15 protein-coding genes and 3 pseudogenes are annotated in these 12,826 nt (G+C 44.2%); 5 read left to right on the top strand and 13 right to left on the bottom strand.

Annotated elements, in window-relative coordinates:
* Positions 1–184: 184 nt before the first annotated feature.
* The 11 genes from MJ769_RS09605 to MJ769_RS09655 all read right to left on the bottom strand — a co-directional run bounded on the left by MJ769_RS09605 (position 185) and on the right by MJ769_RS09655 (position 5,342).
* Positions 185–376: a hypothetical protein gene (locus MJ769_RS09605; protein WP_239236802.1), complete on the bottom strand. Its 192-nt coding sequence runs from the start codon at positions 374–376 to the stop codon at positions 185–187.
* Between the two features lie 93 nt (positions 377–469).
* Positions 470–685 carry a glycine zipper 2TM domain-containing protein gene (locus MJ769_RS09610; protein WP_239236803.1) on the bottom strand — a complete coding sequence of 72 codons (216 nt, stop codon included), beginning with the start codon at positions 683–685 and terminating at the stop codon, positions 470–472.
* A 69-nt stretch (positions 686–754) separates the two neighbouring features.
* Entirely contained in the window at positions 755–1,177 is a 423-nt protein-coding gene (locus tag MJ769_RS09615) for a hypothetical protein (protein WP_239236804.1), read from the bottom strand.
* Between the two features lie 218 nt (positions 1,178–1,395).
* A complete protein-coding gene (locus tag MJ769_RS09620) occupies positions 1,396–1,596 on the bottom strand; it encodes a CsbD family protein (protein WP_239236805.1) in 201 nt (66 codons plus the stop codon).
* Between the two features lie 41 nt (positions 1,597–1,637).
* Positions 1,638–2,210, bottom strand: a complete 573-nt coding sequence (locus MJ769_RS09625; protein WP_239236806.1) for a BON domain-containing protein — start codon at positions 2,208–2,210, stop codon at positions 1,638–1,640.
* Between the two features lie 165 nt (positions 2,211–2,375).
* Positions 2,376–3,191 (bottom strand): M48 family metallopeptidase, encoded by an 816-nt coding sequence (locus MJ769_RS09630; protein ID WP_239236807.1) that lies wholly within the window; start codon positions 3,189–3,191, stop codon positions 2,376–2,378.
* Between the two features lie 28 nt (positions 3,192–3,219).
* Positions 3,220–3,576, bottom strand: a complete 357-nt coding sequence (locus MJ769_RS09635) for a DUF883 family protein (protein WP_239236808.1) — start codon at positions 3,574–3,576, stop codon at positions 3,220–3,222.
* A 227-nt stretch (positions 3,577–3,803) separates the two neighbouring features.
* The gene (locus MJ769_RS09640; protein WP_239236809.1) at positions 3,804–3,968 is read right to left on the bottom strand and encodes a DUF1328 family protein; all 165 of its coding nucleotides are present in this window, start codon (positions 3,966–3,968) and stop codon (positions 3,804–3,806) included.
* A gap of 65 nt (positions 3,969–4,033) precedes the next feature.
* Positions 4,034–4,345 (bottom strand): BON domain-containing protein, encoded by a 312-nt coding sequence (locus tag MJ769_RS09645; protein WP_239236810.1) that lies wholly within the window; start codon positions 4,343–4,345, stop codon positions 4,034–4,036.
* 170 nt (positions 4,346–4,515) lie between these two features.
* A complete protein-coding gene (locus MJ769_RS09650) occupies positions 4,516–4,674 on the bottom strand; it encodes a DUF3309 family protein (RefSeq protein WP_239236811.1) in 159 nt (52 codons plus the stop codon).
* Positions 4,675–5,189: 515 nt separating this feature from the next.
* Positions 5,190–5,342 (bottom strand): hypothetical protein, encoded by a 153-nt coding sequence (locus MJ769_RS09655; RefSeq protein ID WP_239236812.1) that lies wholly within the window; start codon positions 5,340–5,342, stop codon positions 5,190–5,192.
* A gap of 312 nt (positions 5,343–5,654) precedes the next feature.
* On the opposite strand from MJ769_RS09655, the pseudogene MJ769_RS09660 reads away from it, so the two are divergent.
* Positions 5,655–5,843 (top strand): annotated as a pseudogene (locus MJ769_RS09660) (IS110 family transposase); the annotation flags it as partial.
* 383 nt (positions 5,844–6,226) lie between these two features.
* The gene (locus MJ769_RS09665; protein WP_239236813.1) at positions 6,227–6,682 is read left to right on the top strand and encodes a tetratricopeptide repeat protein; all 456 of its coding nucleotides are present in this window, start codon (positions 6,227–6,229) and stop codon (positions 6,680–6,682) included.
* A 29-nt stretch (positions 6,683–6,711) separates the two neighbouring features.
* Here MJ769_RS09665 and MJ769_RS09670 read toward each other — a convergent pair.
* A pseudogene (locus MJ769_RS09670) lies at positions 6,712–7,720 on the bottom strand (DDE-type integrase/transposase/recombinase).
* A gap of 44 nt (positions 7,721–7,764) precedes the next feature.
* Between MJ769_RS09670 and MJ769_RS09675 the strand changes: the two are divergent.
* From MJ769_RS09675 to MJ769_RS09685, 3 genes are all read left to right on the top strand, one after another.
* The gene (locus MJ769_RS09675) at positions 7,765–8,001 is read left to right on the top strand and encodes a hypothetical protein (RefSeq protein ID WP_239236814.1); all 237 of its coding nucleotides are present in this window, start codon (positions 7,765–7,767) and stop codon (positions 7,999–8,001) included.
* Positions 8,002–8,386: 385 nt separating this feature from the next.
* Complete coding sequence (locus MJ769_RS09680; protein ID WP_239236815.1) at positions 8,387–8,683, top strand: BON domain-containing protein; 297 nt, start codon at positions 8,387–8,389, stop codon at positions 8,681–8,683.
* Positions 8,684–9,629: 946 nt separating this feature from the next.
* On the top strand, positions 9,630–10,319 hold the full coding sequence (locus tag MJ769_RS09685) for a choice-of-anchor E domain-containing protein (protein ID WP_239236816.1): 690 nt from the start codon (positions 9,630–9,632) through the stop codon (positions 10,317–10,319).
* 301 nt (positions 10,320–10,620) lie between these two features.
* On the opposite strand, the pseudogene MJ769_RS09690 reads toward MJ769_RS09685, so the two are convergent.
* Positions 10,621–12,777, bottom strand: a pseudogene (locus tag MJ769_RS09690) (glycogen/starch/alpha-glucan phosphorylase); the annotation flags it as partial.
* Positions 12,778–12,826 lie beyond the last annotated feature (49 nt).

The raw sequence follows: 12,826 nt of genomic DNA on the forward strand, positions 1-12,826 counted from the left end.
CCAGCACATGGGCGAAGCCAACACTGAATGTTGCACTTCGAATTTGAATCCAAGAAGCCAAAATAACCGGATTGTATAAAGTTGCATTATAAAACCTCAGCAAAAAGCCAAGCCATTCACAGAATCACATAAAACAGAGAGAGCGTGTTCGATATATCTATACGGAAGCTCACGCGATTATTCTTTAATCGCCTTTAGCCGCGTCTTGAATTTTATCTCCAGCCTTTTCAATTTGCTCTCCGGCTTTCTGGGTTGTTTGATCAATTTTCTTACCAGCAGTCTCTGCTGGACCTTCCGGTTTCTGGCAACCCATTAGCGCCAACGTTAAGGCACTTACTGCTAATGCTGCAGTAGAGCATTTTTTCAATTTCATCATTTAGTTTAACTCCCTTAATAAATTGTAGATCGGATAAACGATGCATCTTCACATTCAGTTATTTGTAGATGCATCGAATTGATAATGTATTTTCTATTTTTTGAGTTCGTGACCGATAACCCCACCAACTGCGGCACCACCAACCGTTCCAACAGCGCTGCCTCCTGTCAGTACCGCACCGCCAACTGCACCTACCCCAGCACCGATAGCTGTACTTTTATCCTGTGCAGACATGCCGGAACATCCACCTAAGCCAAGACACATAGCTACGGTTAACGCGTTTATTGCAACTTTATATGTCGTTTTCATATCAGTTCCTTATTTAGAGGTGCCCTCTAGTTAAATAAAATCAATCGTGACGAGCAACACTAAGCTGCCCTATTTTCCGTCCGAAGTCTCCATCTTCGCCTTCGCATCAGCTTTTGCAGCAATCATTGCAGCTTTAGCTTCCGCGTGGCAAATGTCTTTTGGTTTGCCATTTAAATCATCACATTTTTCCTTGGCAATTTTATAGTCCGCTTTTGCCTTGGTGACGTGAGCCTTGTAACTGGATTTCTTCGATGGTTTATATTTGGCATCTAGTTCTGCCTCTGCAACTTCCTCCTTACCCTTTGCTTCAGCTTTGCATATATCTTTAGCATTATTGGCTAGCGATTTGCATTTAGCCTTATCTGATTTATATTCCAGTTCAATACGTTCCTTTTCAGATTTATATGCCTCTTTTGTCATGGATTCTTCTGCCATCGCGCTGAAGGTGATGGCGAGGCCAATTGTTATCATGCTGATATTGAATTTGTTCATGGGATCGCCTTTCGTTTATTGAATGACAGGAAAAGGCACCTCTAAAAATCCAATTTTCGTCACAATACTGCGTTACTCGAAAAAAATTATCGCTTACATATCAACTATATGCCGCGCTCAAATTTTTTACTCGCGCCTTGTCTTGTCTAGAAAATTGAATTTTTAGAGGTGCCCTAAAATACATTTTCCTTTGAAACGTAGCTCAAATCACTAAAGATTCACTTCTGAGTTTTTTCCCATTCAGAAATTTCCTCTTCCGCTTTTTCTTTAGTGACTCCATAAGCTTCCTGGATTTTGCCTGCTAGCTGATCTCGTTTGCCCGCTATTACGTCAAGATGATCATCGGTAAGTTTCCCCCATTTTTCCTTAACGTTGCCCTTTAATTGTTTCCAGTTCCCTTCAACTTGGTCCCAGTTCATTTCTTGCTCCTTTATAATATTAATTAATAAATATAACTTTACTATTTGACGCGCAACTCATTAATAACGTTATGTACACCTTCAGTTCTGCGTGCAACATCGATGGCACGATCAATTTGAGTCTGATTGTTAACAAAACCGCTGAGCTGAACTTCGCCATTGTTAGTTACCACTGCAATGTCAAAGCTCTTAATGTCGGGATCAGCAAGGAATGACGACTTAACTTTGGAGGTGACTATACTGTCATCAACTTTAGTGCCCACGGTCGCAGCACTAACATTTTTTAAGCTCACTCTATTGTCCACATTCTTAACACCTTCTACTGAACGTGTGATCATAATTGCATTATCAATTTGAGCTTGATTATCGACAAAGCCACTTAACTGAACATCTCCTTTATGTGTCTCAACATTTAAATCAAAACCCTTAATGTCCGGATCAGCCAGCAACTTGGATTTCACTTTGGTGGTGATAACACTGTCGTCAATCTCTGTTCCCACCGTAGTGACAGCGGCGGATTTACTTGCATCTTCTTGAGTTTTACCGCAACCAGTAAAGGACAGAACGCCGATAAGCGACATAATCAAAACAAGTAATCTATGGTAAGTATTCATGTTTTTTCTCCAATAAAATTTAACTTGAAACAGAATATGAATTAATAGATATCCGATAATTCATATCATCAAACTCTCATCGACTTCTATTGCAATCTTTTCACACTTCAAAAATATGTTCAGTGCGCTAGCTAACATATATGCCGATATTCAGAAAGTTATTAATTATCTACGTGTAGCTTCGTAAAGCGGCATGACGGTTGGTAACAGCTTTTCAATCTGCTGAATGCGAGTTGAGTCAGCCGGATGACTACTGAGAAACTCAGGGGAGCGCTGACCATCTTTATTCTTCATCATTTTTTGCCACAATGTAACTCCTGCGCGCGGGTCGAAGCCTGCTCGTGCACTTAGTTCCAAGCCAATGGAATCAGCCTCCGTCTCGTCAGTACGGCTGAATCTGGTTGCGATTAATGCCTGATAACCCGCGCCAACCAGGTCAGCTGCCCCCCCACTCAAACCTAACAATGCGGCGCCAACACTAATTGTGGTATTGGCAGCTATTGCCTGAGACACCTGTGCACGAGAATGCTCGCGCAATGCATGAGCAACCTCGTGCCCCAACACAATTGCAATTTCATCGTCGGTTAGCTTTAACTCATTGATCAGACCGGAATAAAAAATAATTTTACCGCCAGGCATACAGAATGCGTTAAGTTGTTTGTCGCTAATTATATTAGCCTCCCACTTCCAATTTGGTGCGTCAGGACGGAATGTTGCAGTATGTGGCTTGATGCGGTTGGTAATCGTAAGTAACCGTTCCAACATCGCACGATCTTGATTCAGCGTCCCTTTTTGCCCTGCTTCTGCCTTCAATTTGTTATAGCTTTGTTCAGCAACTTGCTCCAACTGTTGTGAAGAAACCAGCATAAGCTGAGAACGCTGCGCACCAACTGCACCGCCAGAAGTAGTTGTTTTACATCCGCCAAGTGCAGCTAATGACAAACTAATAAATATTGCAGAATAAATCCCATTATTAAACATGCTTCCCTTTACGATTTTTGCTTGCCTATCACAATATTTTGCATCGTGAAGAGCTGCCGGACCGTTCATTACAACAACTGTACAGCAGCAGTCCAATCACGGCACCAATAGCAACAGATACTCCGATAACACGCCAAGGATTTTCATGAACATAATTGTCAGTGGCTCGAACTGCCGTCTTGGTAGTTTCAATTGCAGATCCTTCGATTTGGCGCAGCTTATTTTTGGCGGCCTTCAAATTTGATTCCATCTTGGCGCGTAAAGCATTAGCTTGATCACCGCCTTCATCGACTACAGACTTCAACAATTGCTCGCCTTCGTGTACAACGGCATTCAAATCTTTGAGTAATTCATTTTTTATTGTTTGGCTTGAAAATTCGGTCATGACATACTCCATTGATAATTAGAAATTAGATGCTTAAATATAATCTAGTTAAACAAACTTCCAAGTTTCAGAAGGCAGGACTTACTTGTGAATAACACCAAGCTCAGTTAGTTCGATAGCTGGCATAAATAGATTTCATTCAATATCTTGTCAATTGATGATGTGACAAAACCAGCATCTGTCACATCATCTGAATTTTGTGAAACACCTCGCGGTATCAAACAAAATTACTTGCGACTCATCAGTCCCATGATGAGCGAGATGATAAATAAGATAATAAAGATAAAGAAAAGGATCTTGGCAATTTCGGCTGCGCCAGCCGCAATACCCGTAAAGCCGAGTAGCGCAGCGACAATCGCAATGACTAGAAACACAACGGTATAATGGAGCATGATTTATTCCTCTCATGAATGGTCGGTCAACCGGACAGGCCATGTTTGAAGATCGACCGCAATTCTTATTTGACCCGCATATCGTTCTTGACCGATGCCACCCCTTTGACGCCACTTGCAACTTCGACCGCCTTATTGATCTCCTCCTGGGAGCTGACGAAACCGCTTAGTTGCACTACACCCTTGAAGGTTTCGACGTTGATTTCGGCGGATTTCAGGGACGGCTCCTTTAAAACCGCCGCTTTGATCTTGGTGGTCAGAACGGTGTCATCGAAATATTCTCCGGTTCCTGCCTGCTTAGGCGTAGCCGCACAACCCACAAAAAAAGCTAACAGGGCAGTCAGAAAAAAAGTGGAACAACGTTTAAATTGTGTCATGGTAATACCCTCCAGGTTTAATTTTAATAATGATACAAAATTGCCTCTCGATACTTGAACTAGAACCGCCTCAAGAGGCTTGTGTCCGCAATCTTCGTTGCGTTGTAAAACTGAAACTCAGATTTGCTGGCCGTTGAGTGACCGCCGCAAGTCAAAAACAAAGCAACGCGCTATATCTTGCCCATCAGGAATAGAATGATCAGGATCAGCAACAGCAACCCAATACCACCGCTGGGTCCATAACCCCAATTCTGACTGTGGGGCCAGCTTGGGACTGCGCCGATCAACAGCAAGATCAAAATGATTAGCAGAATTGTTCCTAATGACATTTTATGTCTCCTAATGATAAATCGTAGCAGCGTAACGCTTGAGGCAGCTATCGCAGCACGACAATGACGCTTTCATCGACATGTTAAACAAAGAGAAAACGTGTTTCAACAGTTGCTCCTTCGAAACGCTCCTTCGTAAGGCTACGTAGCAACAACCATTAACATTGGCAGTCATCGCAATGCCTACAGTCGGAACTAACACCCAAACGATGAAGCTCGTCTGTGCTCCACCGCACATAGAGTCAAATTTTTGCTCGTCGTTGACAAGGGTGCTTCTCCTGGCAGAATTACGTGATCTATTGTGCTGTCAGTATTTGTGATTGTTCTTTTTGTCTGGGGCCAAGTTTAGTCATGCTGATTTTGACTGTCGCACATGCCATACCCAGGGTGCGTACAAAAATTAGTTGCTCATCGCGTGCTATTGATAACGAATACTTGATCCATCAGCCTTTCTTCGCGGCTTACGGATAGTACGCGCTGTCGGTAAAACTCATTTGCCGAGGGTCGCCTAATGATTACTTCAAGCCATCAATACAAGCCTGAATTTTGGCATCGTTACCAGCAAAAACCTGTTGGCACTCCTCCACTGTCTGAGGGGCATTTGCAAATGCCGGTAAGCTGACTGCAGCTACCAAAGTAAAAATCAGCATACTCATTAAATTTTTCATTGTTGGTGTCCTTTAAAAAGTAAATTGAAAGCTGACCTTGTGCCAGTGCTTACCTATCAAGCAAAATTAATGCCAGTATTAATAATATAATAAAAACAATATGTTATGTAAATAAGAGCTATAGTTTGCTGATGTTTAAAAATAATCATGTCGTTTATCGGGGACGTTTTTTTATAGGCGCTCATAACATGCTGAATACAAATTTAATTCGCGGTCTCCGATTAGAGACAGTTGGTGGATTAGACTATGCGCGATACCGCACGAACCCTATCCAAGATGCTTGGTTATACTCAACTCAAGGGTTAGCTGTCCCGTACCATGCTGATGCACGGAGCTCGAGCCGAGATCCGATTTGCGGGGAAGAAGGCGGAACCGGGTAGTTGGGTAAGGAAACTCATGACTCGGCGCAACAAGTATGCCCGGATCGTATGGGCGCTCTTGGCAAAGGACAGTATGATCCGATCTGATTATACTCCTACAGAAAAAGCTGCCGGAGTATAATCAGATTGGTCAAGCAAAACCAAAATACAGCGATTTGCAGAAGAAGGAAGAGCACCACCGATTTCACAGGCAATCTTGAGATGATGGTGAGACTGGTCAGGCTGTGATCAGCAAACCTGTCTCCGGCGTCGCATAGAGAGATCGAAGATGCTTTGTTGAGGACTCGATCGGCGAATGCCATCAGGGACAGAAGCGGAAACTTCACCAAAAGTCCGTATTCATGGCAACAATCTTTACCTTCTCAAAATCTTGATTGAAAGCTTGGCAAAAAGTGGGCGTCCATGTGTGCTGGGGGATACTTACATTTGTGTGCCTGATCAAGAATAGGCTCGCGCAAAAAATTACAGAGCGGATCAACAATAACACTGTTTAGGAAAGTAAATATGAGTGAATCAAAAGACTTTCAAGAAGGACTGAATTTTTTCTTGAACAAAGATTATACCAACGCTGAAAAGTGTTTTGCCAAAGCAGCAAAGAAAGGGGACCCTGAGGCTCAGTTCTGCCTGGGAGATATGTACAATAATGGCTATGGCGTTGCAAAGGACGAACGGAAGGCAGTAACATTATTTCGAAAGTCTGCGGAGCAGCGATTTGCACCATCGCAAATTAACCTAGGCATTATGTATTCTCAAGGGTTAGGTGTTGAACAGGATCTCGTCGAGGCATTTATGTGGCTAAATATTGCTGGCCGAGCTGTTGATGAGGAGGGCAGTGATCTTGCCCTTGATGAAGAAGGAAGTGAGCTTCTAGTAGTTGTGGAAGAACAAATGTCGGCTGGTCAAATTGAAGAGGCACTTAGACGATCAAAGGCGTGGATGAAAGCGAATGCAATAATTTAAATTTGTATCGTTTGATATCCGAAACTCGATCAACTTTCGGCAAAGCTAGATTGGCTCGATATGGCAGCGCGAATACATGTGTACCTGTCAAGTTCCACCTGTTTGTGAACACGTTTAACAAATAAATCTGGTTTTCTGCGCACCAGTTTTTCAATGACTGGATGGGCGTCAAGTGATTCAAAGCGCGCTGCGGAATAGGGTTGTTGTAAACATTTAAATAGCGCGTCGAAGTTGTCTCCAGCTCTGTGGATGAGGTGAAGCGGGTTTGTTTTACCACGCCATTGAAGCGCGCCACCATGCCATTGGTTTGGGGATGATGTGGTGGCGACAGTCGATGCGCTATGCCCCTCTCTGTACAGCTGACATCAAACACATGCTTGCCTGTAGCGTGTTTATCTTTGCTGGTAAAGCGATCCGTGAACTGACTCCCGTTATCCGTTAGAATCTTTTGTATCCTCATCGGTGCAGCCTGTATCAGACGACGTAAGAAGTCGGTGCTGTTGGCTTCAGTCTGGTTGCGGTAAATACAGAAATAGTCCCACCGTGTTGCACGGTCAATGGCGACAAACAGATAACGACGCTGCGTCTCATCGGGCATCTGCGGCACGTACTTAATGTCAATTGCAGGAATCCCGGCTCATAGTCTTTGAAGGTTTTTAGGGGTGCTGTTTCCCCATCGATTTGTGGCTGAAGGCTGTTCAGATTGGATACCCCATGACGGCGTAGTCATCGATCCAAGCCCGATCTGGAAACCCCCGTATTGATGAATTCACGGGTGGTTGCCAGCAGATCATCCAGAGGTAACAGAAGCATGCGGCGCAGCTCGACGACAAGCAATTCCTGAGCCGACGTCAGTGTTGTATTGAGTGTGTGCGGTCGGTGAGAACGACCCTGAGAGTTTTCGCGACCTTTCCACTTGCACACGGTAGCAACAGTGATGTTGTACAAGCAGGCCAATGCCGTGACACTTGCAGGTGGGGTATATATTTCGGACCACGTTCGAGGGGTTGTTCGGGCGCATGGATGGTCCTGACTCATGACTTCACCTCTCTCTTTAATGACTCAATAGGGTCTCGCATCAATTGACGAGCGCTAAACAGTGGCCAGCAGCGGACGGGGATATGATCACAGGGGATGGGACAGACCTTGTATTCACGCAAGATCATCGGCTGGGCGAAGAGTTCCACGATGCCAGCGGCATTAGCCTGTTAGGCGTTGCAGATGGCGGTTGGACAGCGGCAAACAACGGATTGACTGAGTCTCCCCCAACGATTCTCTGCATCCAGCTTTACTTCGAAGGGAGTTTCAAAACCTTTTAGGATAAAGTTGCTTCTGGCTTTTGTATGTGATTATGTGCAATATTTTTTTGGTAATTGGTTTTTTTTGCTTGCATTATGATATCACAAAACGACTAATTATTGCATATAATCAATTTGTTGTTATTTATGAGTGGGCGTAAATTAATTGATTATTTAAAATCATAGCAAAGCGATAGACTTAAGTTATGTACAATACTACACAGACCGTACGTACGCTGGTTAGTAATCTGCAACTCGGCGGCTAGTGGCAGCTTCCAACCCGTCGCAGTAGCACTCCCCAGCGTTCCTAAGTTGGCATTGAAAACCTGCGTGAGCAGGTTGGAGCGTCCCTTTCCAAAGGAAGCGGTCAATCGGCGATTTTTTTAATAATCCGGGAGAAATCAGTATGAAATTTATAAAATATTTACTTACTATTTGCACTGCAATTCTATTCATGTCAATTTCAGGTTGCGCATCTATGACTGGAGAACAGGTGCCTGATAACGTAATTACATCAAGGGTTAAAACGGCAGTTTCTAATGATCCTACGCTGAAAGCGACCGATATAAATATTGAAACCTATAAAGGTGTCGTGCATTTAAGTGGCTTTGTAAATTCCCCGTCTGTGATACACAGGGCAGAAGCAATAACTCATACTGTTATAGGCGTGAAGTCTATCCAGAATGATATGCGACTCAAGTAAATATGACATGGGGGATTGCCAACGTAATCTCCCAAATTTAAACGATGCCGAGATAGGCGCATCGCCGATGCGTAATTGCATTGCAGCTATATTCCTTGTTTGAAAATCGAAATATCCTTCCCCCGGTATTCCTGTCAAAAATCCCTTAGTACGCGCCAAAGTGCTCACTATATCGTAAAGACGGAGAGGTTCAGTCTTGATATCAGGTGAATTCACGCAGAATTTAATGTTGTGCCTCCGGTGCTCCCAGAGTTAAGAGGCGACAGGTGAGAAAACATGCATGATTGTTGAATCTGACACTGTTGCAATAATTGTCGAAAAAATTTACACATTAAATGCGAAAGTCCTCGGGACAGTTAGGCTTGATTGCCGATAGTTAAGTATTGCGCCACAAGAATTTCCCTTCCCCCAAAAATTGCAGCCTGGCGAGATCATGAAAACGAGAGTTAGATTCAGCGCTTTGTTACAATATTTCAATTGCTTGGTTATTTTATTGTGGTCGCTTTTAGACCTTGTAGGATTTAGACCCAGCAGAGCCATTGCGATGAATGCGACAAAACCAGTTTAGGTCTTAAACAATAGTTGTCGAAAAATTTTACATGTTCCATGCGAAATAATGGCTGATGGAATATAATCTGTTGTTTCTATTGATATGGCATGATAATTGCTTTTATTAAAACGGTACTTACAATGTATGCTTGAATTTACTATATTTGTTAGATTTGCATCTTTTTACAAATTTTTTTTGTAAAAAACCAAATGTACTTAAGGGTGCCTCTAAAAATTCAATCTCCTAGACAAGACCAAGGCGCGAGTAAAAAATTTGAGCGCGGCATATGGTTGATATGTAATCGATAATTTTATCGAGTAGCGCAGTATTGTGACGGAAATTAGATTTTTAGAGGTGCCCTTAATTTTTTGAAGATTTCAACGGAGGAACCAAATAATGATAAAAACAAATATTTTGCTGGCTGCGGCACTAGGGTTTGCATTCGCAACTAGCGCTCAGGCTGGCCTCATTACAAGTAGTGACACGAACATACAGGAAACAACTGAAATAGCGCAAACCTTAACGCTAAATTTGTTTAATGGGACTTTGGGCACGTTATCCTCGGTTACTTTGTCGGTGAATGCTGTATCAATTAGTTCAAGTATCCTTACGAATAACGCTGCAGGTTCTGCAAACTTTTCTTTCGATTCTATTCTTAATTTTTTCATTTCCTCTCCACTTGCTGGAGTTTCATTCGCTAACCCTGCATTTACAACGACTTTGGCATCAACCGGAGGATTTGTAGGCTTAGCATCTGGTGCCAGTCTAAATCTTGGCACAACCACGGACACCGGTGGCGCTTCTGTTACAGTAACAGGTGCTGGCCTCGGTGTTTTTCTTGCTTCAGCTGGGTCAACAACATTTGATCTAGGTTGCAGTACTATTTCTGGAACCAACTTTGTTGGCGGTGGGGGCAATATTGGCAACCTGCAGAATACTACAGCTGCATGTAATGCTGATATTTCATATAATTTTATAGATAATCCTCCCCCTCCTAATAATAATGTACCTGAACCGGCAGCTTTATGGTTGATGGGTGCCGGACTGTTAGGGTTTGTAGCTTCACGCAGAAGAAAAGCTAGCTAAGGCAAAAATACAGCTCGTCGTGCTACGTAATGTATACGTAGCACACTTGGCTCTAACTAAAAAATGAGCCCCCATCATTTAGCCTGGCGGCGTTTAGGCATCTCTAAAAATTCATGTTGACATCATTCCTGCAAAGATTGCAACCAATAATAAACTGATTTATAACGTGTTTTAACGTACTGTATTCCTACCTTCGCGTGAATGACTAATTTTCAGAAGTCCTCTTTAAACGGTATTCTTTTCGCAAACTCATAAAATCATCAAGGTGCAGGGCGCGATAATCTTTTTGGGTTATCCATTCTTAAATGTCATTGGGAGAGGATTGAACTACTGGCGCGACATGCCAGATATGTTTCGCATATTCGCCAATAGTTCGGTCACTAGAAAACTTGCCCATGCCGGCGACGTTAAGAATAGCGCGTTTTGTCCACTCCTTTTGATCGCGGTACAGTTCACTTACCTTGTCCTGGCAGTCAACATAAGAGGCGTAATCAGCAAGGAGCATGTAATGATCTCCATGCTTGAGCAGTGCATCTACCGCCTCTTGATAGCGTTTCGGTTCATCGGGACAGAAATATCCAGACGCAATCATATCAAGCGTGTTCTTCAATTCAACGTTGCTGTGGTAATAACTCTGCGGATCATATCCTTGACGGACAAGCTCATCGACTTCATCGGTAGTCATGCCGAACAAAAAGAAATTTTCCGCCCCCACCTCTTCACGTATTTCGACATTCGCGCCATCCAGCGTGCCAATCGTGAGCGCACCGTTCAACGCCAGCTTCATGTTGCCTGTGCCTGATGCCTCTGTTCCAGCAGTAGATATTTGTTCAGAGAGATCGGCGGCAGGCACGATGCGTTCCGCATTCGAAACATCATAATTGGGATAGAACACTAATTTAAGCTTGCCACCGACCTGTTGGTCGTTATTGATGACCTCGGCAATATCGTTGATGAGTCTGATGATGCGCTTCGCCATGGCATAACCGGGTGCCGCCTTCCCAGCGATAATGACAGTGCGCGGGACAATGTCGGAATACGCTCCAGAGCGGATGCGGTTGTACAGCGTGATGATATGCAACACATTAAGCAACTGTCGTTTGTATTCATGGATGCGTTTGATCTGAATATCAAACAGCGATTTTGGATCTACCTTAATGCCAAGTTGTTTGTATATCAGCTCGGCAAGGCGTTCCTTGTTAGCCTGTTTGACTTCACGGAATTGTTTCTGGAACTTGGCATCATCGGCATGCTGGCGCAGCTTCTGCAACTGCTCGAGATCGGTCAGCCAATCCTTGCCGATATGCTCGGTGATCAGCTTCGCTAATTTAGGATTAGCCTGATTCAACCAGCGACGCGGCGTGATACCGTTGGTCATATTGACAATCTTGCCTGGTGTGATGCGCTCGAAGTCAGCAAAGATGGTTCGTTTCATCAACTCAGTGTGCAGTGCGGCAACACCGTTTACCGCATGACTACCAACGATGGCAAGGTGCGACATACGGATGCGTCGTGCACCATTCTCGTCAATGATGGACAGACGCCGCAACAGTTCACCGTCCCCAGGGAATTGGTGCGCCACCTGCCGCATGAAGCGATGATTGATCTCGTAAATGATCTGCAAATGGCGTGGCAACAGTTTCTCGAACATGGCCACAGGCCATGTCTCCAACGCCTCGGGCATCAAAGTGTGATTGGTGTAAGAAAAAACACGCGTGGTCAGCCCCCAAGCCTCGTCCCACGGCTGATGATGTATATCCACCAGCAGGCGCATCATTTCGGCAACAGCAATGGCAGGATGGGTGTCGTTCAGTTGCACCGCAATCTTGTCCGGCAAGGCCTCCCATCTGTTATGAATTTTTTTGTAGCGATACAACATATCCTGCAAAGATGCACTGACAAAAAAGTATTGCTGCCGCAGGCGCAGCTCACGCCCCATCTCAGTGGAGTCGTCCGGGTATAGCACCTTGGACAAATTCTCCGATTCGTTCTTGTCTGCGACTGCTTGAATGTAATTACCCTGATTGAAATAGCTTAGCTCAAAATCTCGCGAGGATTTTGCCGCCCACAGCCGCATGTTGTTCACCGTCTTGCCGCCATAACCGGGGACTGGTGTGTCGTAAGCCATTGCCATCACTTCGTCAGTATCAACCCAGTGATGTCGCAATAAACCATCGTCATGTTTGTACTCCACCACATGACCGTAAAATTTTACCGGATACAACAACTCGGGTCGCGGAAATTCCCATGGATTTCCATAACGCAACCAGTTATCCGGGTGCTCCACCTGCACGCCATTCTCGATGCTCTGCCGGAACATGCCGTATTCGTAGCGAATGCCGTAACCGTAACAAGGAAGATCGAGAGTCGCCATGGAATCAAGGAAACAAGCCGCAAGCCGCCCAAGCCCACCGTTCCCCAATGCTGCATCAGCTTCCATCTCGACAACTGTCTCTAGTGTAGTGAACCGTAATTAATGGAACTAATAACAATGGTGCCTGTCTCAT

The organism is Candidatus Nitrotoga sp. BS, assembly GCF_927797785.1.
Taxonomy (GTDB): Bacteria; Pseudomonadota; Gammaproteobacteria; order Burkholderiales; family Gallionellaceae; genus Nitrotoga.

Coding starts and splice junctions, on each gene's coding strand:
- MJ769_RS09620 (WP_239236805.1), bottom strand. CDS start 1,596: ATGAACTGGGACCAAGTTGAAGGGAACTGGAAACAATTAAAGGGCAAC.
- MJ769_RS09605 (WP_239236802.1), bottom strand. CDS start 376: ATGATGAAATTGAAAAAATGCTCTACTGCAGCATTAGCAGTAAGTGCC.
- MJ769_RS09610 (WP_239236803.1), bottom strand. CDS start 685: ATGAAAACGACATATAAAGTTGCAATAAACGCGTTAACCGTAGCTATG.
- MJ769_RS09655 (WP_239236812.1), bottom strand. CDS start 5,342: ATGAAAAATTTAATGAGTATGCTGATTTTTACTTTGGTAGCTGCAGTC.
- MJ769_RS09645 (WP_239236810.1), bottom strand. CDS start 4,345: ATGACACAATTTAAACGTTGTTCCACTTTTTTTCTGACTGCCCTGTTA.
- MJ769_RS09630 (WP_239236807.1), bottom strand. CDS start 3,191: ATGTTTAATAATGGGATTTATTCTGCAATATTTATTAGTTTGTCATTA.
- MJ769_RS09640 (WP_239236809.1), bottom strand. CDS start 3,968: ATGCTCCATTATACCGTTGTGTTTCTAGTCATTGCGATTGTCGCTGCG.
- MJ769_RS09685 (WP_239236816.1), top strand. CDS start 9,630: ATGATAAAAACAAATATTTTGCTGGCTGCGGCACTAGGGTTTGCATTC.
- MJ769_RS09650 (WP_239236811.1), bottom strand. CDS start 4,674: ATGTCATTAGGAACAATTCTGCTAATCATTTTGATCTTGCTGTTGATC.
- MJ769_RS09615 (WP_239236804.1), bottom strand. CDS start 1,177: ATGAACAAATTCAATATCAGCATGATAACAATTGGCCTCGCCATCACC.
- MJ769_RS09665 (WP_239236813.1), top strand. CDS start 6,227: ATGAGTGAATCAAAAGACTTTCAAGAAGGACTGAATTTTTTCTTGAAC.
- MJ769_RS09625 (WP_239236806.1), bottom strand. CDS start 2,210: ATGAATACTTACCATAGATTACTTGTTTTGATTATGTCGCTTATCGGC.
- MJ769_RS09680 (WP_239236815.1), top strand. CDS start 8,387: ATGAAATTTATAAAATATTTACTTACTATTTGCACTGCAATTCTATTC.
- MJ769_RS09635 (WP_239236808.1), bottom strand. CDS start 3,576: ATGACCGAATTTTCAAGCCAAACAATAAAAAATGAATTACTCAAAGAT.